This window comes from Pseudomonas sp. SLFW (assembly GCF_009905615.1).
Lineage (GTDB): Bacteria > Pseudomonadota > Gammaproteobacteria > Pseudomonadales > Pseudomonadaceae > Aquipseudomonas > Aquipseudomonas bambusae.
In genome coordinates this window covers 16,256-37,679 of the sequence record NZ_JAAAKW010000026.1, presented here as the reverse complement: position 1 = coordinate 37,679, position 21,424 = coordinate 16,256, and the positions used below count along the sequence as shown (strand labels likewise).

The window sequence follows — 21,424 nt, the reverse complement described above, 5'->3', positions numbered from 1 at the left end:
GCGAATGAATTCGCTCCCACAGGGGGAGTTGCGGTGTGGGTGAAATTACCGCGCCAGTGCCAACGCCACGCCCTGACCCCCACCGATGCACAGGGTCGCCAGACCCTTCTTGGCATCGCGTTTGATCATTTCATGCAGCAGGGTCACCAGCACGCGGCAGCCCGACGCACCGATCGGGTGGCCGATGGCAATGGCGCCACCGTTGACGTTGACCTTCTCCATGTCCCAACCCAGCTCTTTGCCCACCGACAGCGATTGCGCGGCAAACGCTTCGTTGGCTTCGATCAGGTCCAGCTCATCCAGCGACCAGCCCGCTTTGTCCAGGCAACGACGGGTGGCGCTGACCGGGCCGATGCCCATGATCGCCGGGTCAACACCCGCGTTCGCGTAAGCGGCAATGCGCGCCAGCACCGGCAAGCCCAGTTCTTCAGCCTTCTTCGCGCTCATCAGGATGACCGCAGCGGCGCCATCATTCAGCGACGAGGCGTTACCGGCGGTCACGGTGCCGTCTTTCTTGAAGGCCGGCTTGAGTTTGCCCAGGGATTCGGCGGTGGTGCCTGCACGGGGTTGTTCGTCGGTGGCGAAGGAGATCGGGTCGCCTTTGCGCTGAGGGATCAGGATCGGGGTGATTTCATCGACGAAACGCCCGGCTTCGATGGCCGCAGCGGCTTTCTGTTGCGAGGCAGCGGCGAAGGCGTCTTGCGCCTCACGGCTGATGCCGTACTTTTCCGACAGGTTCTCGGCGGTGATGCCCATGTGGTAATCGTTGAACGCATCCCACAGGCCGTCGCTGATCATGGTGTCGACCATAGTCGCGTGGCCCATGCGCAGGCCGGTACGCGCACCCGGCATCACATAGTTGGCCAAGCTCATGCTTTCCTGACCGCCCGCAATGATCACGTCAGCGTCGCCGCAACGGATTGCCTGAGTGCCCAAGTGCAGGGCCTTGAGGCCCGAACCGCAGACCTTGTTCAGCGTCATCGCGGGCACCGCGAACGGCAGCCCCGCTTTGATCGATGCTTGACGCGCTGGGTTCTGACCGGCACCTGCGGTAAGGACTTGCCCCATGATCACCTCATCGACCTGCGCCGGGTCCAGACCGGTCTGCGCCAGCAACTGACGGATCACCGCTGCGCCCAGATCAACAGCCGACACATTCGCCAACGAACCCTGAAAACTGCCGACCGCGGTGCGGGTGGCTGCAACGATTACGACGTCTTGCATGGTACGAATCCTCACGGTTGTGGGTGTAACGCCCGGGCCTGGAGACAAAGCTGAAAAGGGAGGCCCGTGGCCGGGAAATCAAAGGGGCACATGGTGGCATGAATGACGGTGGTAATTTAAGCGTTTTCTTGATTGCGCTGACTGTTCAAGATTGTTCCTTCCCGCGAGCCCTGTATTGGTAGTGCCGGCCCTCGCGAGCAAGCTCACTCCTACAGGGGATACGATCAACTGTAGGAGTGAGCTTGCTCGCGAATGCTGACGTCAGGACATTGAAATGTTTTGAATGTACGTGCCCTTTCGTGAGCACGCTCACTCCTACAGGAGGATAGGGTGATGCCGGTCTCAGAGAACTCCCATCCTGCGCCGCGCCCGATGCACCGACGCATTGCGCACGGCCCATCTCAAGATCGGTGCGGTCCGGTTAACCCCCGCGCGGATCATTTGGCGTTTGAAATTCCCCATCCGGATATCGAACATCCCGCTCGCCCATTCCGGCATCAATTCAACCCCGGCCTGCATCATCAGACGCCCCATTGGCTTGGCCATGCGGCTGGGTGCCGGGGCATTCTGCAGGACGCTGAACACCTCACGCGCCCGGTCATCACACACCAGCTGCGGGCGCATCCGATGCAGGTAAGCGTCGATTTCAGCGGCCGAACGCGGAATGTCGCGCGCACCCAGACGCTCCGCGACGAGCGCGGTTTCGGCGTAATAGCAGTCCTGAGCGTCGAGGGGCAGGTCCGGATTGAGGTATCGCAAATGTGCAGCCATGAAACTGCTCACTTCGGCCACGTGCACCCACGTTAGCAGCGCCGGGTCATCGGCCTTGTACGGGGTGCCGTCCGGGGCGATCCCGCTGATCTGCGAATGGATGCTCAGCACCTTGTCGATCAGCCAATTGGCGTCGTGGGTCGAACCGAACGTGGTGCCGGAGATGAATTGCCCGGTTCGCCGCAGCCGCCCGAGCAGGTCTTCACGAAAGTTGGAGTGATCCCACACCCCAGCCAGCACGCGAGGATGGAGCATTTGCAGCATCAATGCGCAAATGCCGCCGATCATCATGCTCGGGAAATCGCCGTGCACCTGCCAGCACACCGCCTGCGGCCCGAACAGACCCGGATCGCCCTTGGGGTTCTCCATGTCCAGTTGGCCAAGGGCCAGGCCGGTCATGCTCATGACCTGGGTTTCGATGCGGGTGCGGATGAATTCCATGGGTGTCCAGTCGAAAGATGGAATGCCAATACTGTAGGAGCGTGGCTTGTCCCGCGATCTGCCGGAACGGCAGTAAAAGCCTGCGATCAGCAGTGCACCTGACACTACACGTATGGCGGTTTTACGACGGGTTCCCCGCCGATCGCGGGACAAGCCACGCTCCTACCTCTATCGGTTAAGGCGCTTCTCGATCAACCCCTCCACGACACTCGAATCCGCGAGGGTCGAGATATCCCCCAAACTGTCGATTTCGTTGCAGGCGATCTTGCGCAGGATGCGCCGCATGATCTTCCCGGAACGGGTTTTCGGCAAGGCCGGGGCCCACTGAATCAGCTCCGGTTTAGCGAAACTGCCGATTTCCTTGCTGACCAGCGTCAACAGTTCCTTCTGCAACGCCTCGTCCGGCTCGATCCCGGCCATGGTGGTCACGAATGCATAAATACCCATGCCTTTCACGTCATGGGGGTAACCCACCACCGCTGCCTCGGCCACGCTGTCATGCAATACCAACGCGCTCTCGACCTCCGCCGTGCCGATGCGATGCCCGGACACGTTGATCACGTCGTCCACCCGCCCGGTGATCCAGTAATGCCCGTCCTGATCCCGACGCGCGCCGTCACCCGTGAAGTAATAACCGGGGTAGGGTTTGAAGTAGGTGTCGATCATGCGTTGCTGATCGCCATACACACCGCGAATCTGCCCCGGCCAACTGGCCTTGATCGCCAATAAGCCGCTGGTCGCGCCCTCCAGCTCATTGCCTTTTTCGTCGAGCAGCACGGGCTGTACGCCAAACATCGGCTGAGTGGCGCAGCCCGGTTTTAGGGGCGTTGTGCTGATCAGCGGGGTGAGCATCGTGCCGCCGGTTTCGGTCTGCCACCACGTATCGACGATAGGGCAGCGGTCTTTTCCTACTTTATGGAAATACCATTCCCACGCTTCCGGGTTAATGGGCTCACCGACCGTGCCGAGAATGCGCAGGCTTTCCCGGCTTGTCGTTTCCAGCGGCTTCGGCCCCTCACGCATCAGTGCTCGCAATGCCGTTGGCGCGGTGTAGAAGATATTGACGTGGTGCTTGTCGATCACCTGCCAGAAGCGCGAGGTGTCGGGGTAATTCGGCACGCCTTCGAAAATCAGCGTGGTGGCACCGTTGGCCAGCGGGCCGTAGACGATGTACGTGTGTCCGGTGACCCAGCCGACGTCGGCGGAGCACCAGAAAATCTCGCCCTCGCGATAATCGAAGACATGCTGATGGGTCATCGCCGCTTGCAGCAGGTAACCGCCGGTTGTGTGCAGCACCCCCTTTGGTTTGCCGGTGCTGCCCGAGGTGTAGAGGATGAACAGCGGGTCTTCGGCGTCCATCGGTTCGGGCGGGCAATCGTCGCTGATGCCGTGAAGCGCTTCGTGATACCAGATGTCGCGGCCTTCGACCCACTCGACCTGGCCTTCGGTGCGCTTGACCACCAGCACCGTGCTGACGTTCGGGCAGCTTTGCAGGGCTTTGTCGACGTTCTGTTTCAACGGCACGTATTTGCCGCCGCGCACACCTTCATCGGCGGTGATGATGGTGTGGCAATCAGCGTCGAGAATCCGGTCACGCAGGGCGTCAGGGGAAAAGCCGCCGAACACCACCGAATGAATCGCGCCGATGCGGGTGCAGGCCAGCATTGCATAGGCCGCTTCCGGAATCATCGGCATGTAGATGCACACCCGGTCGCCTTTCTTCACGCCGCGCTGCTTCAGCACATTCGCCAGACGGGCAACGTTGTGGTGCAGCTTCTTGTAGGTGATTTCGGCGGACTCGGAGGGATTATCGCCTTCCCAAATGATCGCCACTTGGTCGCCGCGCTTTTCCAGATGACGGTCGATGCAGTTGTAACTCACGTTCAGCGTGCCGCCTTTGAACCACTGCGCGCTGCCGGTCTTGATGTCGCACTGCTGGACCTGATCCCACGGCGAGAACCAGTGGAGAAATTTTTTCGCCTGCTCGGCCCAGAAGGTGTCGGGCTGCTCGATGGATTGCCGGTACAGACGCTGATAGTCATCGGCACTGAGTTGAGCGGCTTTGCGCGTCGCGTCGGCGTGTGGGAAATCGCTGATATTGAACATGGCGTCTCCTTTTTTTTGTGATGTTGTGTAGCCACAATAGGACATCAGAGTCGATCGTGTCGGCAGGGTTCAGGCGGGTCGGATTCAGTCGTGCTCTCTTTTGATTCTGCCTTTCGGCTTGACTCGGTGATCCAGATACACAAAACCCGCCGCCTCTTGCGAGGGGGCGGGTTTCGGGGGTTGCGCCAAGGCGGTATCAGCCGCGGTGACGACCGCGGAAGTAATTGATCAAGCCTTGAGTGGACGCATCTTCAGCAACGGTTTCTTCCGTGCCGACGAGGCGGCTGTAAACGCCTTTGCCCAGTTCTTTGCCCAGCTCGACGCCCCACTGGTCGAAGGCGTTGGTGCCCCAGACCACGCTTTGGACGAAGACTTTGTGCTCGTACATCGCGACCAGCGCACCCAGACGACGCGGGCTGATGCGCTCGACGACGATGGTGTTGCTCGGACGGTTGCCCGGCACGACCTTGTGCGGCGCGACACGCTGCACTTCGTCTTCCGACAGGCCTTTGGCACGCAGTTCGGCTTCGGCCTCAGCGCGAGTCTTGCCGAGCATGAGAGCCTGGCTCTGCGACAGGCAGTTGGCGTATAGCCATTGGTGGTGGTCGGACACCGGGTTGAAGCTGACGATCGGCACGATGAAGTCGGCCGGAATCAGTTGGGTGCCTTGGTGCAGCAGCTGGTGATACGCGTGCTGACCGTTACAGCCCACGCCACCCCAGATCACCGGGCCGGTGTCGGTCTTCACCGGCACGCCGTCCTGACGAACGCTCTTGCCGTTGGATTCCATGTCCAGCTGTTGCAAATGCTTGGTGATGTTACGCAGGTAGTGGTCGTACGGCAGGATCGCGTGACTTTGCGCGCCCCAGAAATTGCCGTACCACACGCCGAGCAGGCCCAGCAGCGCCGGCATGTTTTGCTCGAACGGTGCGTTCAGGAAATGCTGGTCCATGGTGTAGGCACCGGACAGCAATTCCTTGAAGTTGGACATGCCCACAGCCAAAGCGATGGGAAGACCGATGGCCGACCACAGCGAGTAACGACCGCCGACCCAGTCCCACATCGGGAAGATATTTTCTTCACGGATGCCGAACGCCACGGCAGCCGCGTTGTTGCTCGACACCGCGATGAAGTGACGGTACAGCTCCGCCTCGGAGCCGCCTTGAGCCAAGTACCAGGCGCGTGCGGCGGTGGCGTTTTTCAGGGTTTCGAGGGTGCTGAAGGTCTTGGACGAGACGATAAACAGCGTGGTTTCCGCACGCAGCTTGCTGGTCAGTTCGTGCAGCTCTGTGCCGTCGATGTTCGCCAGGTAGTGGCAGCGAACGCCTTTCTGCGCGTAGGACAACAGCGCTTCGGACACCAGCTCAGGGCCGAGGAACGAGCCACCGATGCCGATGTTAACCACGTCAGTGATCGGCTTCTCGGTGTAACCGCGCCACAGACCGTCGTGAATGCGGCCCACGAGGTCGGTGATCTGGTTCAGCACCTTGTGCACTTCGGGCATCACGTTGACGCCGTTCACCAACAGCTTGTCGCCCACTGGACGGCGCAGCGCGGTGTGCAGGGCCGGGCGACCTTCGGAAGAGTTGACCAACTCGCCGTCGTATTGCGCTTTGATTGCGTCTTTCAGGCCCACTTCGTTGGCCAGATTGACCAACAGCTGACGGGTTTCGGCGGTGATCAGGTTCTTCGAGTAGTCGAGAAATAGCCCGGCACTGCTGAGGGTGAATTCGTTGAAACGCTGCGGGTCTTCGTTGAACGCGTCGCGCATGCTGAAATTCTGCATCGCTTTGCGGTGGTCGGAGAGCGCCTGCCAGGCGGGCAGGGTGGTGACGTCATGAGGGGTGTGGTAGTACGCCATCGCTGCGGGTTTCCTTGTACTTGAACTGCCTTTGGACGTTGAAAAGCCAGGGGCGGGTCGAATGCGTGCGTTCTCCGAAGCCTAATCCTCGGACGCGCCGATGTCTGCGCCTCGCTTTACCTTTGCTCGGTACTTTTTCTCACAAGGTAGTGTCGCCCGTGTGGGGCGACCTGTACCGGTATGGCATTGCGGGTGTGGCTAAGTTCATTGCCCGGAGCCAGATAGAGCCTGCGCGGGCTGAAGTTTCATGAAACGTTCCGGGACTGAGCATAGTTGCGAATCCCGAGACCATGGCGTTCCGTTTACGGGGCCGTGGTCAGGTGCAGATTGTCGATCAGGCGTGTCTTGCCCAGGAACGCGGCGCCGAGCACCACCAGATCCTGATCGCCCGGGGTCGCGGGGCGCAGGGTCACGGCCTGGCGGATTTCCAGATAGTCCGGACGGAAACCCGCGCTTTCGAGGGCCTTCCTGCCGTCATCCAGCAATTGTTCTTGGTTCTGCTCGCCATTGTGCAGCGCGTCACCGATCTGTTTGATGACACGGTACAGCGCGGGGGCAGTCGCACGTTCCGCTTCGGTCAGGTAACCGTTGCGCGAAGACAGCGCCAGGCCATCGGCCGCGCGGACGGTGGGCTCGCCAATGATCTGGATCGGCATGTTCAAGTCGCGCACCAACGCACTGACCACGGCAAGCTGTTGAAAGTCTTTCTGGCCGAAGATCGCGATGTCAGGCTGAACCATGTTGAACAGTTTGCTCACAACTGTGGATACGCCGTCGAAATGGCCGGGGCGACTGCCGCCACACAAGCCTTCCGACACGACGGGCACGCGCACGATGGTCTGGTCGGCCATGCCGTGGGGGTACATTTCTTCGACCGTGGGCGTGAACAGCAGATGGCAACCGGCTTGCAGCAGCTTCTCCTGGTCGGCCGCCAGCGTGCGTGGGTAGGTGGCCAAGTCCTCTGTAGGACCGAACTGCAAAGGGTTGACGAAAATGCTCGCTACCACGAAATCGGCACGTTGCGCAGCCTTGGTCACCAGCGCGGTGTGACCGCTGTGCAGGTTGCCCATGGTCGGGACCAGCGCGATACGTTTGCCTTCGCTGCGGGCGCGGGCCACGGCGGCGCGCAGTTCACGCACGGTTTTTACAGTGTTCATGCCGAGAATCCGTGTTCAGGGGCCGGGAAGCTGACGTCTTTCACAGCGCTGACGTAGGCGGCGATGGCCGATTGAATGTCAGGCTGGCCGATCATGAAGTTCTTCACGAACTTGGGCACGCGCCCGGTGATGGATAGACCCAGCATGTCGTGCAGGACCAGCACCTGGCCATCGACGGCGCTGCCCGCGCCGATGCCGATCACCGGAATCTTCACCGCTTGGGTAATTTCCTGCGCCAGCTCGCTCGGCACGCATTCCAGCAGCAGCATCGCGGCCCCGGCTTGTTCCAGGGCGATGGCGTCAGCACGAATCTGCCGCGCCTGCGCTTCCTGACGGCCCTGCACTTTATAGCCGCCCAGCACGTTGACGGTCTGCGGCGTCAGGCCCATGTGTGCGCACACCGGAACGCCCCTTTCAGCCAGCAAGCGAATCGACTCGGCCAGCCAGCCCGCGCCCTCGATCTTGAGCATGTGCGCGCCCGCCTGCATCAACGTCGCGCTGCTGGCGAATAGCTGTTCCGGGGTGGCGTAGGACATGAACGGCAGGTCGGCGAGGATCAGTGCACCCTGATTGCCACGTTTGACGCTGGCCACGTGGTACGCCATGTCGGCGTTCGTCACGGGCAGGGTGCTGTCGTGACCCTGCAAAACCATGCCCAGCGAGTCGCCCACCAACAGGATTTCAACGCCTGCCTGTGAAGCTGCGTGGGCGAACGTTGCGTCGTAGGCCGTGAGCATGGTGATTTTTTCACCTTTCTGCTTCAGGCCCAGCAGGGACGTCACGGTGATATCTGGCATGAAAAAGTCCTCATTACAGGCGCTGTGAATACGACGGCGAGCAACGCGTGATTCATTCTGCAAACGCAGGCACATCGTCGTTTCGCGATGTTTGAAAAAGCCTGTCTGGCACCTGGCAAGCCGGTCGTCCGGCTTTGGGACGCTTATCTTCGTGAGGAGGGGGCGGGAAGTCAATTCCGGGTGTTACCGGATGAGGTGGGGATGTTACCGAGACATGTAACGGCGCGCAGTGCCTGCAAACGATCTGTAGGCAACGTCGCTTCGCTCGGCGCGACGCATTACCCCTGTAGGCGCGAATTCATTCGCGATTGGACGGGTCAATCCACACACCTTCATCGGCTGTACCGAGGTCTCGCGAATGAATTCGCGCCTACAGGATTTGTACCGAGCTATGAATCGAGAATGTGCCCGAATCGCGCGCGTCGGCATTCAACCCGAGAGTCTTTCCAGCCCTTCAAACGGGCAGTCGGCCAGCAGGTCATCCAGCGCGCGGCCATCAGCGAAGGTAATCCCGGGCGCCAGCTCGGCCAAGGGATACAACACGAACGCCCGCGCCTGCATGTGATAGTGCGGGACCATCAGACGGGGCTCGTCGATCAGCCGGTCACCGAACAACAGAATGTCCAGGTCCAGCGTCCTCGGCCCCCAGCGCTCAAGCCGCTCGCGCCCTTGACCGTTCTCGATGCCTTGCAAGGCATCCAGCAGGGCCAGTGGCTCCATTGTGGTATCTAGGGCGGCGACGGCGTTGGTGTAGCGCGGCTGACCGGGCAGCAACGAATCGCTCACGTAAAAAGAAGAAACGCCTGACAGGCTGGTGTGAGGCAACTGTCCCAATGACTGGATCGCCTCGCGCAGTTGTTCGGCAGGGTCAGCGAGGTTGCTGCCCATGCCGACATACACCCGTTCCATCACCATCACTCCGATGCGTCGGCGCCAGCGCGTTTGCGCTTGCCGCCACCGCTACGGCGACGCTTGCGCGGGCCCTGGCCGGTGGTGTCGGATTTACTGCCCAGATCACGAATCATGTCGCGGCGACCGGATTCGTTGGCGTCCTGATAATCGGTCCACCACTCGCCCAAGCCGTCGGTTTCCTCGCCTGCCGTTTCACGCAGCAGCAGGAAGTCGTAACCGGCTCGGAAACGCGGGTTGTCCAGCAACAGATCGGCACGTTTGCCCGAGCGACGTGGCAGACGCTCCTGCATGTCCCAAATCTCGCGGATCGGCATGGTGAAGCGCTTGGGAATCGCGATGCGCTGGCACTGCTCGGCAATCAGCTCGTGCGCGGCTTCCTGCATGGCCGGGATCGGCGGCATGCCGCGCTCTTGCAGGCGCAGGACGCGAGCGGGCAAGGCAGGCCACAACAGCGCAGCGAACAGGAACGCTGGCGTCACCGGCTTGTTCTGCTGCACGCGCAAATCGGTGTTGGCCAATGCCTCGCTGATGAGCGTGTGCGTGTAGGTCGGGGTGTATTCCAACGCCTTGGCGCTGGCCGGGAACAGCGGGTCGAACAACTCCAGATCCACCAGCATCTCGAACGTTGGTTCGGCGTAACCCGACAGGAACAGCTTGAGAACTTCCTCGAACAGGCGCGCTGCCGGAATATCGCGGAGCATGGGTGCCAGCGGGCGAATCGGCGTGGCGCTGTGCTTTTCGATGCCGAAATCCAGCTTGGCGGCGAAGCGCACGGCACGCAGCATCCGCACCGGGTCTTCTTTATAACGCTGCTGAGGGTCTCCGATCAGTCGGATCAGACGGTTACGGATGTCGTGTACGCCGTTGGCGTAATCCAGCACACGTTCGCTGACCGGATCGTAATACAGCGCGTTGATGGTGAAGTCACGACGCTGGGCGTCTTCTTCCAGTGTGCCGTAGACGTTGTCTCGCAGAATTCGGCCGCTCTCGTTGCGCGACGACTGATTGCTGTCTTCTTCCTCGTCATCTTGAGGGTGATTGGCGCGGAACGTGGCCACTTCGATGATTTCGCGACCGAAGTGGATGTGAACCAGCTTGAAGCGGCGGCCGATGATGCGCGCATTGCGAAATTCTGCCCGGACTTGCTCAGGCGTGGCGCTGGTGGCGACGTCGAAGTCCTTGGGGGTGATGCCCAGCATCAGGTCCCGCACGCAGCCGCCGACCAGATAGGCCTGGTAGCCCGCGTTCTGCAAACGCTCGACGATGTTCACCGCATAACGGCTGAATTGAGCGCGTTGCAACGAGTGTTGGCTGCTGCTGAGCACTTCAGGCGTGGTGCGCGTATGTTGCTGCGGCTTGCGCAGGGGAGTACGGAATGACTGGAACAGCTTCTTCAGCATGGGATGCACTGTTTGAAGGAATATTCGGCCAATGACAAAGAATGACCGCATGATGGGCGGGGATTCTAGCATTTAGTCGAGGGATGGTGTAGGACGCCGCGCGAACGGGCTCTGGAGGCAGGTATGGCGGGGCTGGAGCGGTTGTTACGAAGAGTTTGGAGCGGTTTTTGGCGAACGCTACCGGAAAATTGTTTTGTTTCGGAAGCTACTGGGGGAGCCGAAGCTCCCCCAAAGTGCGTGCTCTTATTTTTATTGTCTGTCGGGCTTTTTGTTTTTGTTGAGCGCCCAATTCACGGCTTTCGCCTGTGAAACCTCCCAATCGGGAGTCAAGAGCAAACGGATTGCTTTGGTCGCTGTGCTGCAGTGATCAATCGATCCAACCAGTTCAGGCGCTACCTTGGGGTAGTTTTTTGTTGTTCTCAGCCTGGTTGCGGGACAAGTCCCAAATGCAACGCCTCTCCAAAAGAATCAGTTAGCTGCGCCTCCGCCGTGTTGTTTTTATTATGCGTGAGTCGATACGTCTTATTTTTATTATGGTGTTTTGCGGGTGACTGATTTTTGTTGTTCTTGTACTAAGGATATAGCAGAACGCGTGCCAACTTTTGTCGAAACGGCTACAGCCCTTTAAATCCGGGGGTGTGGCAAATCGACGCTATTTTTGTGTAGCCAAAAAAAACCGGGACTACGTTACCGTACGCCCCGGCTTTTGTTACGTGTTGCTGATGAGGTAACAGTTTTTTCACAAGTCCCGGAAGGCGCGTGCCAGAGCCTCGCGCCTGCTCCTGAGATCAGGTTTCGCTGGCTACACCGGTTTTGCGACGCGGGATGCCCAGCCGTTGACGACGCTCCCACAGGCATTTACGGCTGACGCCAAGCTTGCGCGCCAGTTCGGTCTCGGTCATGTGGTCCTGATGCTCAAGCACGAAGTGCTGGAAGTAGTCCTCCAGGGACAAATCTTCCGTAGGTTCATGAGCCGTTGAGCTGGATGAAGGCTGCTGCGGCGCCAGGCCGATGAACTCCTCGACGTCCAGATCGCTCAGCTCGATGTCGATGCCCAAGAGGTCGGCGGAAATTTCCGGGCTCTCACAGAGGATGACGGCACGCTCAACGGCGTTTTCCAGTTCGCGGACATTACCCGGCCACGAGTAGTGGCGGATCGCCTGTTCGGCGTCTGGTCCGAAGCGCAAGTCGGTACGGCCAGCTTTGGCGCTTTGGCGAGCCAGGAACGCATTGGCGATTTCGTTCACGTCCGAGCCCCGTTCGCGCAGGGCCGGCAGCTTCAAGGCAATGACGTGCAGACGGTAGTAAAGGTCTTCACGGAACTGCCCGACTTTGGCCAGGCTTTTCAGGTCTCGGTGGGTCGCGGCAATCAGGCGCACATCGACCTTCTGCGACTGTACCGAGCCAACCCGACGAATTTCGCCTTCCTGGAGCACACGCAGCAGACGGGCTTGAGCTTCGAGAGGCAATTCGCCAATTTCATCGAGAAACAGGGTTCCGCCGTCGGCGGCTTCAACCAGCCCCGCACGCCCGGCGCTGGCGCCGGTGAACGCGCCTTTTTCGTGGCCGAACAGCTCGGACTCGATCAACGTTTCCGGGATCGCGGCACAGTTCACCGAAATCATCGGTGCCTTGGCGCGGCGGGACAGGTTGTGCAGCGCTCGGGCGACCAACTCTTTACCCGTACCTGATTCACCTTGCACCAGCACGTTGGAGTCAGTCGGGGCGACCTTACGGATCTTGTTGTAAAGGTCTTGCATCGGCGGGCAAGAGCCGATGATCCCAATCTCGCCATTGCTGTTGTCAGGGGCTGATTTGTCGGACCCCGACGCCTTGCCAGCCGAGGCCACGCGTTCAGCCTGGATGCTTTGCACGGTCTGTCGGTCTCGCAGAATGCGAGACACGGCTTGCAGCATTTCGTCGTGGTCGAAGGGCTTGGCGATGTAATCCACAGCGCCCATTTTCATCGAGTCCACGGCCGAGCGGAGGCTGGCGTAGCTGGTCATGATCAGCACCGGTTTGCCTTGGCCGAGCCGGATCAGCTCGGTACCGGGAGCACCGGGCAAGCGCAAATCGCTGACGATCAGGTCGAACGAGGGGATGCTGAAACGTTCCTGAGCTTCCTGTACGGAGCCGGCTTCACTGACCTGGTACTGATTACGTTCCAGCAGGCGACGCAAGGCAGAGCGGATAATAGTTTCGTCTTCGACGATCAGAATGTGCGGCATTGATTCGATACTCTCGACGGTCTCAGTTCACAGCGGACGTCGCTTCGACATGTCGCGGTAGGGTCACCCGAATGCGGGTTCCGCGCTGTTGCTCGGGGTCAGCCGGGCTGTCGATGGTGATTTGTCCATAATGCTCTTCAACGATGGAATAGACCAGTGCGAGCCCCAGTCCTGTCCCTTCCCCCGGGTCCTTGGTGGTGAAGAACGGTTCGAACAAGCGGTCCATGATTGCTTTCGGAATTCCAGTGCCTTCGTCTTCGACGATCAAATCGACCGTATGTTCGGACGCCTCGCTTTTCACCCGCACCGCGCTGCCTGCAGGCGAGGCGTCACGGGCGTTGGAGAGCAGGTTGATCAATACCTGCGCCAACCGTTGCGGATCGCCATCGACCCAGTGGTTCGGGTTGCACAGGTTATAGAATTGCACTTCGAAGTTGCGGCGATTCAGCGCGAGCAGACCAATGGCATCCTGAGCGACCTCGGCCAGACAGACGGCTTCGTCCGCATGCTGGTGACCACCCGCATGGGCGAAGCTCATCAGCGATTGAACGATGCGCGACACGCGCTTGGTCTGTTCGATGATCTGGCTGCTGATTTCAGTGAGTTCGCCGTCTTCTTCACGCTCCTCGCGCAGATTTTGCGCGAGACAAGCGATACCGGTGATCGGGTTGCCGATTTCGTGGGCCACCCCGGCTGCCAGGCGTCCAATGCTCGCCAAGCGCTCGGAGTGCACCAGCTTGTCTTCCAGCATCTGGGTGTCGGTGAGGTCTTCCACCAGAATCACCAAACCACTGTTGCCAGGTGCCAAGGGCTCGTCGATGGCTGCTTTGTGCAGGTTCAGCCAGCGCGTTTGTCCGTCCAGCGCCAGGCGCTGTTTGTGCAAATGCTCATCCGGCACGTTGATGAAACCCAGCAGTAACTGACGCCATGGATCGGCGATGGTCTCCAGGCGAGACCCCACCACGCGCTGGGCCCCGATGCCGGTGAGTTCTTCCATCGCCTTGTTCCACATCAGGATTTCCTGATCCTTGGCCAGCGAGCAGACGCCCATCGGCAATTCCTGCAACGTTTGGCGGTGGTAGCGACGCAGGGCGTCCAGCTCGGCGGCCAGACCGGTGAGGCGCGAATGGTAGTCCTCAAGGCGGCTTTCAATGAAGTGAATGTCTTCGGTGACGTAGTTCTCGCTGCCCGATTTGTACGGCAGGAAGGTTTCCACCATGTCCTGAGCAACGCTGGGGCCCATGAGGCCGGACAGGTTGGCCTCGATCCGGTCACGCAAACGGCGCAGTGCGTAGGGGCGGCGCTCGTCAAACGGCAGGTACAGATCGCGCAGGGCCTGTTCAACTTCCTTCTGCGCGGCTTTGGCGCCCAGCGGCTTGGCCAGTTGTGTCGCGAACTCCTGCGGAGAAACGGCGTGCAACTCCCGACGCTGCGGTCGACGCACGTTGTCCACCGCACAGGCTTCGGCGGCGCTGGCCTCTTCAGGGCTGGGGTTGCTGAACAGCGAAATCAGGGTGAACACCAGCACGTTGGCGGCAAGCGAAGCAATGGCTGCCATGTGCCAACTGGTGTCGTCGAGCACGTAGATCATGTTCAGCAGGGGGATGTAGAAGCCCTGGAAATTGCCGATCAGCGGGAACAGCATGCTGACCATCCAGACCACGATCCCGGCAATCAGGCCCGCCATGAAGCCTCGACGGTTAGCCGCTGGCCAGTACAGCACCGACAGCACGCCTGGCAGGAACTGCAAGGTGGCGACGAACGCGACGATGCCGAGGTTGGCCAAATCCTGCTTGGCGCCCAGCAGCAGGTAGAAACCGTATCCCGCCATGATGATCGCGACGATCAGGGCGCGACGGGTCCACTTCAACCAGCGATAGATATTGCCCTCGGCGGGCGGCTGGTAGAGCGGCAGCACCAGATGGTTCAGCGCCATGCCCGAGAGGGCGAGTGTCGTGACGATGATGAGCCCGCTGGCCGCCGAAAGGCCGCCTACATAGGCCAGCAATGCCAACGCCGGGTTGTGCGCCGCGATGCCGATCCCGAGGGTGAAGTATTCGGGGCTGGTGGTGGCGCCCAGTTTCAGTCCGGCCCACAGCACCAGCGGAACGGCGAGGCTCATCAGCAGCAAAAACAGCGGCAAGCCCCAGCTGGCGCTGACCAGCGAACGAGGGTTGAGGTTTTCAGTGAAGGTCATGTGATACATGTGCGGCATGACGATGGCCGAGGCGAAAAACACCAACAGCAGCGTGCGCCAAGGGCCTTCCTGCAACGGGGTATGCAACGCCGCGAGCGCGCTTTGATTCTGTAGCAGCCATTGCTCAAGGCTCGCCGGACCGTCGAATACGCCGTACAGCGAATAAATGCCGATACCGCCGATGGCCACCAGTTTGATGACCGACTCGAACGCGATGGCGAACACCAGCCCTTCGTGTTTCTCCCGCGTGGCGATATGCCGGGAGCCGAAGAAAATGGTGAACAGTGTGATCAGGATGCAGAACGCCAGCGCGACGTAGTTGCGGACCGGCTCGCGGGTGAGGATGCCGATGGAGTCCGCCACCGCCTGAATTTGCAGGGCCAACAGGGGTAACACCCCGATCAGCATGAAAATGGTCGTCAGCGCTCCGGCCCATGTGCTGCGAAAGCGGAAGGCAAACAGGTCGGCGAGGGACGAAAGCTGATAGGTGCGGGTGATTTTCAGGATCGGGTACAGCAGCACCGGCGCCAGCAAAAATGCCCCGGATACCCCCAGATAACTGGAAAGGAAGCCGTAACCGTATTCATACGCGAGGCCGACAGTCCCGTAAAACGCCCAGGCGCTGGCATACACGCCCAGCGACAGGGTGTACGTCAGTGGGTGGCGAATGATCCAGCGCGGAATGAGCCCGCGCTCACTGACCCATGCAACGCTGAACAGCGCCAGCAAGTAGGCGGCGCTGACCAGAATCATCTGGGTCAGGCTAAAGCTCATCGGCATCTCGTTGGCTCTGCAGAATGAAAGTCACCACGATCAGGATCAGCCACAGCATATAAGGCCGATACCAGGCGCCTGTCGCGTCGATCCACCAGTCCATGATGGCTGGGGAAAAAAGGTAGATGCCTACCACCAGTAGCAGGACCAATCGATAAATGTACATTTGGCCTCCTGGGTTGACTGACGCCGGGTGAAGGAGCGGCATGGTAACGGATGGCTATCAGGCTGCAAGCGACGTTTCGGCCACCTTCATGCCGCTATTGGCCTCAAGTGCTCTGGCTCAGTCTATTCGAGCTTCTTCGATACTGGCGACCCGTGGAATCAAATCGGCATTCCAGTGGGCGATTCCCCAGTCCAGAACCTCTCTCGGCGTACCGAACAAAAGGTCTTCCGGTGCCGGCTGGCCCAACGCCCGCAATGCCCGAAGCAGCAAAGGCGTAGCCTGATCGACGGGCAGGGGCGGGGAGCGGTAGGACTTGCCTAGTTTGTGCCCGTTCGGTTGGGTAATCAGTGGCACGTGTAGGTAACGCGGCTGTGGCAGGCCCAGCAATTCCTGCAGATAGAGCTGACGAGGCGTGGAGTCGAGCAAGTCAGCGCCCCGCACAATGTCGGTGACGCCTTGCCAGCCATCGTCGAGGACGACCGCCAGTTGATAGGCATACAGGCCATCACGACGTCGAATCACGAAATCGCCGACGTCGCGGCCCAAGTGCTGGCGAAAGGTGCCCTGAACCCGGTCGTCGAAACGGTATTCCAGCTCCGGGACGCGAATACGGATCGCGGCGTTTTCAGGCGAGTGGCCCGCATTGCGGCAAAAACCGGGGTAGATGCCGTGGAAATCTTCCAGCTCCTTGCGTGAACAGGTGCAGGCGTACGCAAGCCCATAGCTGAACCAACGGTTGATGATGTCCTGATAGGCGTCGTGACGATCGCTTTGCCTCACACATTCGCCATCCCACTCAAAGCCGTAGGTTTCCAGTGTATTGAGGATGGCGGTCTGTGCGCCCGGTTCTTCCCGTGGCGGGTCGAGGTCTTCCATGCGCATCAGCCACTGGCCACCGGCGGAGCGGGCATCGAGGTACGACGCCAGCGCGGCGACTAGCGAGCCGAAGTGCAGATAACCGCTGGGGGTTGGCGCAAAGCGCCCTATATAAGAAGGGGATTTCATGGGCGATGATGGTACTGGAAATGATATGTACGAAAAACTGGATGATGCTTCGGTTCGTGTAGGACACCGCTGCCGGTGAACGATGCTCTGGCCGTGTGGGAGCGAATTCATTCGCGAAATAGATCAGGCGATGAAGATGCATCGCTCCTGTCGGCGTTTTCGCGAATGAATTCGCTCCCACAGGTGCATGTGTGTTGTCTGGATCAACGCTGCTGCCGGAAAGCCGTGCGTCTACTGCGGTGATGGCCCTGTCCATAAACAACAAAAGACGCCGAAGCGTCTTTTGTCTTACTCGAAAAGCAGGATCATTTACCGATCTGTTTTTCTTTGATTTCTGCCAGCGTCTTGCAGTCGATGCACAGGTCGGCAGTCGGGCGGGCTTCCAGACGGCGCAAGCCAATCTCGATGCCGCAGGATTCGCACCAACCGTATTCTTCGTCTTCGATCAGTTGCAGCGTTTTGTCGATCTTCTTGATCAACTTGCGCTCACGGTCACGAGCACGAAGTTCCAGCGCGAATTCCTCTTCCTGACTTGCACGGTCAGCAGGGTCAGGAAAGTTAGCCGCTTCGTCCTTCATGTGATCAACAGTACGGTCGACTTCCTGCATCAAGTCCTGTTTCCACTTGTTCAGGATCTTGGTGAAGTGAGCACGCATGGGCTTGCCCATGTACTCCTCGTCCTTCGTCGGGACGTAAGGTTCGAACCCGCTAATCGTTTGTGTGCTTTTTTGCTTTTCTTCGGTGGGCATGAACGGACCGCCTCTCACTCTTCTAAGCCATTGCGCAGGGTAAAGATCCATCGCCGACACCTGCCGGCCCTGCGGCTGCAAGCGGGCGAACTTACCAGATCGTATCGGAGCGCGCTACTCCCGGTTGTCGAGCATGGCCCGGCAACGCGCCCGTGAACTATGACCACAGCCAAAGCGCCCGGTTTTATATTATTTTGCGGTGCCATCAGTCTAGCCCCTCCTGCGACATCATCCGTTTTTGCGGATCACCGGCATCACTCGTGCGCCGAACGATAAATCTGTAGCGGCGAAAGCGGTTGGGTAGAATCGGCTGATCGTTTCCGACACTGCTATTAAAGGAAGACTCATGCCTCAGCCCTACAGTGCGCGCAGTCGCGCCATCGAACCTTTTCATGTCATGGCGCTGTTGGCCCGTGCCAATGAATTGCAGGCGGCGGGGCACGACGTCATCCACCTGGAAATCGGCGAGCCCGATTTCACTACCGCTGAGCCCATCATCAAGGCCGGTCAAGCAGCGTTGGCAGCCGGCAAGACCCGCTACACCGCCGCTCGCGGCTTACCGGAGCTGCGCGAGACGATCTCGGGTTTCTACCAACAGCGCTACGGTCTGAGCATTGATCCGGGGCGTATTCTGATCACGCCGGGCGGCTCCGGCGCGTTGCTGTTGGCGACGAGCCTGTTGGTCGATCCGGGCAAACACTGGCTGCTCGCCGACCCAGGTTATCCGTGCAATCGGCACTTCCTGAGACTGGTGGAAGGTGCCGCGCAACTGGTGCCGGTTGGGCCCGACGTGCGTTACCAGTTGACCCCCGATCTGATTGCTCAACACTGGAATCAGGACAGCGTCGGCGCCTTGGTCGCGTCGCCCGCTAACCCGACCGGCACGCTGTTGCATCGGGACGAACTGGCGGCGCTGTCGGCTTCGCTCAAGGCCCGCGACGGTCATTTGGTGGTGGACGAGATTTATCATGGCCTGACCTACGGCACCGACGCGGCCAGCGTGCTCGAAGTGGATAACGATGCGTTCGTGCTGAATAGTTTTTCAAAGTATTTCGGCATGACCGGTTGGCGCCTCGGCTGGCTGGTTGCGCCCGAGGCGGCGGTCGGTGATCTGGAGAAGCTGGCGCAGAACCTTTACATCAGCGCACCGAGCATGGCGCAAAGTGCAGCGCTTGCCTGCTTCGAGCCGCAAACCCTGGAAATCCTCGAACAGCGTCGCGCCGAGTTCGGCAAACGCCGGGATTTTTTGCTGCCTGCGCTGCGTGAACTGGGCTTCAATATCGCCGTCGAGCCGGAGGGCGCCTTCTATTTGTATGCGGACATCAGCGCTTTTGGTGGTGATGCGTTCGCATTCTGCCGACATTTTCTCGAAACCGAGCACGTTGCCTTCACGCCAGGCCTGGACTTCGGTCGTCATCAGGCGGGGCATCACGTGCGTTTCGCTTACACCCAAAGCCTGCCGCGCTTGCAAGAAGCGGTCGAGCGTATCGGTCGTGGGCTGCGGAGCTGGCAAGGCTGATGCGCTTTTCTCCCGAACTTGAAGAAGGACGCCTGCTACAGCGCTACAAGCGGTTTCTGGCCGACATCGAAACGGCCAGCGGTGAGCGCCTGACCATCCATTGCCCCAACACCGGCTCGATGTTCAATTGCATGATGCCAGGTGGGCGCGTCTGGTTCAGTCGCTCCACCGACCCGAAACGCAGGCTGCCCGGCACGTGGGAAATCAGCGAAACGCCGCAAGGCCGCTTCGCTTGTGTCAATACGGGCCGCGCCAACAAGCTGGTCGAAGAGGCACTGCTGGCGGGCGTGATCACCGAGCTGAACGGCTTCACGGCGCTCAAGCGGGAAGTGCCGTATGGGCAGGAAAACAGCCGCGTCGATTTTCGCCTCGACTACCCGGCAGGCCCGCTGTTTCTGGAAGTGAAGAGCGTCACCTTGGGTTTCGACGACAGTGCTGTCGCCGCCTTTCCCGATGCCGTTACGCAGCGCGGCGCGAAACATTTGCGTGAATTGGCAGCGTTGGCGCGGGAGGGCGTGCGCGCGGTGCTGCTGTATTGCGTCAATTTGACGGGCATCGAGGCCGTTCGACCTGCGGAAGAAATCGACGCTGCCTACGCCGAAGCGCTCACAGATGCCGTCGCCGCAGGTGTCGAAGTACTGGCGTATGGCGTGCAGCTGACACCTGAAGAGGTGCGGGTTGATCGGCGGCTTGAGATTCACCTGACCCAAAAGCGTCTGGTCAGTCCTGAATGGGCAGATTGATCCAGACTCCCTGAGCATCTTCGCGACATTCAACGGTGCTCAGGAATTTGCCCTCGCAGGGACCCGCGATGCATTCGCCGCTTTCGATCACAAACAGCGCGCCGTGCGTTGCGCATTGAATCAGGCTGGCGCTGGCGTCGAGGAACTGATCGGGGTGCCATTCCAGCGGCACGTTCCGGTGGGGGCAGCGGTTCTGGTAGGTGTAAACCTGCCCCGCGCGCCGCACCGCCAGCAGCCGAACGCCATCCACGTCGAAACCCCGGCTCATGCCTTCGCGAAGATCGGTTTTTTCACACAGGTATTTCAGCGGAGTCTCCTTGCTGCTTGACGGGTAAATGCAAATAATTATCAAATTGCCCGACTGTTGTAAGCGGCTTAGTTTGACAGCTCCGCCATTGACGCGTCGATCCAACTGATCGCCTTTCCAGGGGATTCAGCTGACGCGCTTCTTCTATATAAAGGACTCCTCCCCCATGCGTTTTCTCGCCAAGCTGGCTGGCATCCTGATCGGGCTCTCATTCACTCATGTGGTATCCGCAGACACGCAGCGCTGGGTCAGCGCGGGCGGCGCACTGACCGAGTGGGTCGTGGCGCTGGGGGGTGAGGCGAAGCTGGTGGGCATCGACAGTACCAGTCAGCATCCGGCGTCCATCAAATCGCTGCCGAGTATTGGCTACCAACGACAGTTGTCGTCTGAAGGCATCCTCAGTCTGCGTCCGAATATTCTGGTGGGAACGGAAGAAATGGGGCCGCCTCCCGTGCTGGAACAATTGCGTGCAGCGGGAGTGAAGGTCGAGGTGTTTTCCGCCGGTGCTGACGTGAGTGCGCTTCAAAGCAACCTGCGAAAGCTGGGCGTCTTGCTCGACAAACAGGCGCAGGCAGATGAACTGAGCGAGCAGTATGCAAAACGTCTGGGCGTCCAGCATGACTGGGTGGCTCGGGCGCAGCTGCATCAACCCGTGCCAGGTGTGTTGCTGTTGGTCAGCCATGCGGGCGCTGCGCCGATGGTGGCGGGAACGGGTACGGTCGGGGACTGGCTGATCAAACAGGCAGGCGGTCGGAATCTGGCGACCCATGCGGGCTACAAGGTTTTTTCTGCAGAAGCGATGGCGGGGCTTAGCCCTGACGTATTGGTGTTCACAGACCGCGCGCAAAACGGCGCGTCGTCTCGGGAGGCGTTGCTTCGGGAAAACCCATTGTTGGGCGCTACCCGTGCCGTTCAGCAGAATCGCCTGATTGAAGTGGACCCGACGTTGCTGGTGGGCGGTCTGGGGCCACGCCTTCCCGAGGCGATGCAGACCCTCGGCAAAGCGTTTTACACCACGGATACCGACCTCAAGGCCAAGGTCTCGCCCGCTCAATGAGGGTCATTCT

17 protein-coding genes are annotated in these 21,424 nt (G+C 60.1%); 3 read left to right on the top strand and 14 right to left on the bottom strand.

Going from position 1 to position 21,424, the window contains the following annotated elements; all coding sequences use genetic code 11:
* Positions 1-45: 45 nt before the first annotated feature.
* From GVN17_RS26710 to dksA, 13 genes are all read right to left on the bottom strand, one after another.
* On the bottom strand, positions 46-1,224 hold the full coding sequence (locus GVN17_RS26710) for an acetyl-CoA C-acetyltransferase (protein WP_166598290.1): 1,179 nt from the start codon (positions 1,222-1,224) through the stop codon (positions 46-48).
* 342 nt (positions 1,225-1,566) lie between these two features.
* Positions 1,567-2,436, bottom strand: a complete 870-nt coding sequence (locus tag GVN17_RS26705; protein WP_166598289.1) for an oxygenase MpaB family protein — start codon at positions 2,434-2,436, stop codon at positions 1,567-1,569.
* 168 nt (positions 2,437-2,604) lie between these two features.
* The gene (gene acs, locus GVN17_RS26700) at positions 2,605-4,542 is read right to left on the bottom strand and encodes an acetate--CoA ligase (protein WP_166598288.1); all 1,938 of its coding nucleotides are present in this window, start codon (positions 4,540-4,542) and stop codon (positions 2,605-2,607) included.
* A 196-nt stretch (positions 4,543-4,738) separates the two neighbouring features.
* Positions 4,739-6,403, bottom strand: coding sequence for a glucose-6-phosphate isomerase (gene pgi / locus GVN17_RS26695; protein WP_166598287.1), 1,665 nt, complete (start codon positions 6,401-6,403; stop codon positions 4,739-4,741).
* A 302-nt stretch (positions 6,404-6,705) separates the two neighbouring features.
* Positions 6,706-7,560: a pantoate--beta-alanine ligase gene (gene panC, locus GVN17_RS26690; RefSeq protein WP_166598286.1), complete on the bottom strand. Its 855-nt coding sequence runs from the start codon at positions 7,558-7,560 to the stop codon at positions 6,706-6,708.
* The gene (gene panB / locus GVN17_RS26685) at positions 7,557-8,357 is read right to left on the bottom strand and encodes a 3-methyl-2-oxobutanoate hydroxymethyltransferase (protein ID WP_166598285.1); all 801 of its coding nucleotides are present in this window, start codon (positions 8,355-8,357) and stop codon (positions 7,557-7,559) included. The genes panC and panB overlap by 4 nt, the downstream gene beginning before the upstream one ends.
* Before the next feature lie 429 nt (positions 8,358-8,786).
* Positions 8,787-9,266, bottom strand: a complete 480-nt coding sequence (gene folK, locus GVN17_RS26680) for a 2-amino-4-hydroxy-6-hydroxymethyldihydropteridine diphosphokinase (RefSeq protein WP_166598284.1) — start codon at positions 9,264-9,266, stop codon at positions 8,787-8,789.
* A gap of 5 nt (positions 9,267-9,271) precedes the next feature.
* Positions 9,272-10,669: a polynucleotide adenylyltransferase PcnB gene (locus tag GVN17_RS26675; protein ID WP_166598283.1), complete on the bottom strand. Its 1,398-nt coding sequence runs from the start codon at positions 10,667-10,669 to the stop codon at positions 9,272-9,274.
* 788 nt (positions 10,670-11,457) lie between these two features.
* Entirely contained in the window at positions 11,458-12,897 is a 1,440-nt protein-coding gene (locus GVN17_RS26670) for a sigma-54 dependent transcriptional regulator (RefSeq protein WP_166598282.1), read from the bottom strand.
* 22 nt (positions 12,898-12,919) lie between these two features.
* Entirely contained in the window at positions 12,920-15,874 is a 2,955-nt protein-coding gene (locus tag GVN17_RS26665) for a sensor histidine kinase (protein WP_166598281.1), read from the bottom strand.
* A complete protein-coding gene (locus GVN17_RS26660; protein ID WP_002552060.1) occupies positions 15,858-16,034 on the bottom strand; it encodes a hypothetical protein in 177 nt (58 codons plus the stop codon). The genes GVN17_RS26665 and GVN17_RS26660 overlap by 17 nt, the downstream gene beginning before the upstream one ends.
* Before the next feature lie 117 nt (positions 16,035-16,151).
* Positions 16,152-17,039 carry a tRNA glutamyl-Q(34) synthetase GluQRS gene (gluQRS, locus tag GVN17_RS26655; RefSeq protein WP_166598280.1) on the bottom strand — a complete coding sequence of 296 codons (888 nt, stop codon included), beginning with the start codon at positions 17,037-17,039 and terminating at the stop codon, positions 16,152-16,154.
* A 305-nt stretch (positions 17,040-17,344) separates the two neighbouring features.
* Positions 17,345-17,788: an RNA polymerase-binding protein DksA gene (dksA, locus tag GVN17_RS26650; protein WP_166598279.1), complete on the bottom strand. Its 444-nt coding sequence runs from the start codon at positions 17,786-17,788 to the stop codon at positions 17,345-17,347.
* 346 nt (positions 17,789-18,134) lie between these two features.
* Between dksA and GVN17_RS26645 the strand changes: the two genes are divergently transcribed.
* Both GVN17_RS26645 and sfsA read left to right on the top strand, forming a co-directional pair.
* Positions 18,135-19,307, top strand: coding sequence for a pyridoxal phosphate-dependent aminotransferase (locus GVN17_RS26645; RefSeq protein WP_166598278.1), 1,173 nt, complete (start codon positions 18,135-18,137; stop codon positions 19,305-19,307).
* Positions 19,307-20,050: a DNA/RNA nuclease SfsA gene (gene sfsA, locus GVN17_RS26640; protein ID WP_166598277.1), complete on the top strand. Its 744-nt coding sequence runs from the start codon at positions 19,307-19,309 to the stop codon at positions 20,048-20,050. Before GVN17_RS26645 ends, sfsA begins: the two co-directional genes overlap by 1 nt.
* On the opposite strand, the gene GVN17_RS26635 is transcribed toward sfsA, so the two are convergent.
* Positions 20,028-20,357 carry a Rieske (2Fe-2S) protein gene (locus GVN17_RS26635; RefSeq protein WP_166598301.1) on the bottom strand — a complete coding sequence of 110 codons (330 nt, stop codon included), beginning with the start codon at positions 20,355-20,357 and terminating at the stop codon, positions 20,028-20,030. The two genes, sfsA and GVN17_RS26635, sit on opposite strands and share 23 nt — an antisense overlap.
* Before the next feature lie 166 nt (positions 20,358-20,523).
* Between GVN17_RS26635 and GVN17_RS26630 the strand changes: the two genes are divergently transcribed.
* On the top strand, positions 20,524-21,414 hold the full coding sequence (locus tag GVN17_RS26630) for a hemin ABC transporter substrate-binding protein (RefSeq protein ID WP_166598276.1): 891 nt from the start codon (positions 20,524-20,526) through the stop codon (positions 21,412-21,414).
* The last annotated feature ends 10 nt before the right edge of the window (positions 21,415-21,424 follow it).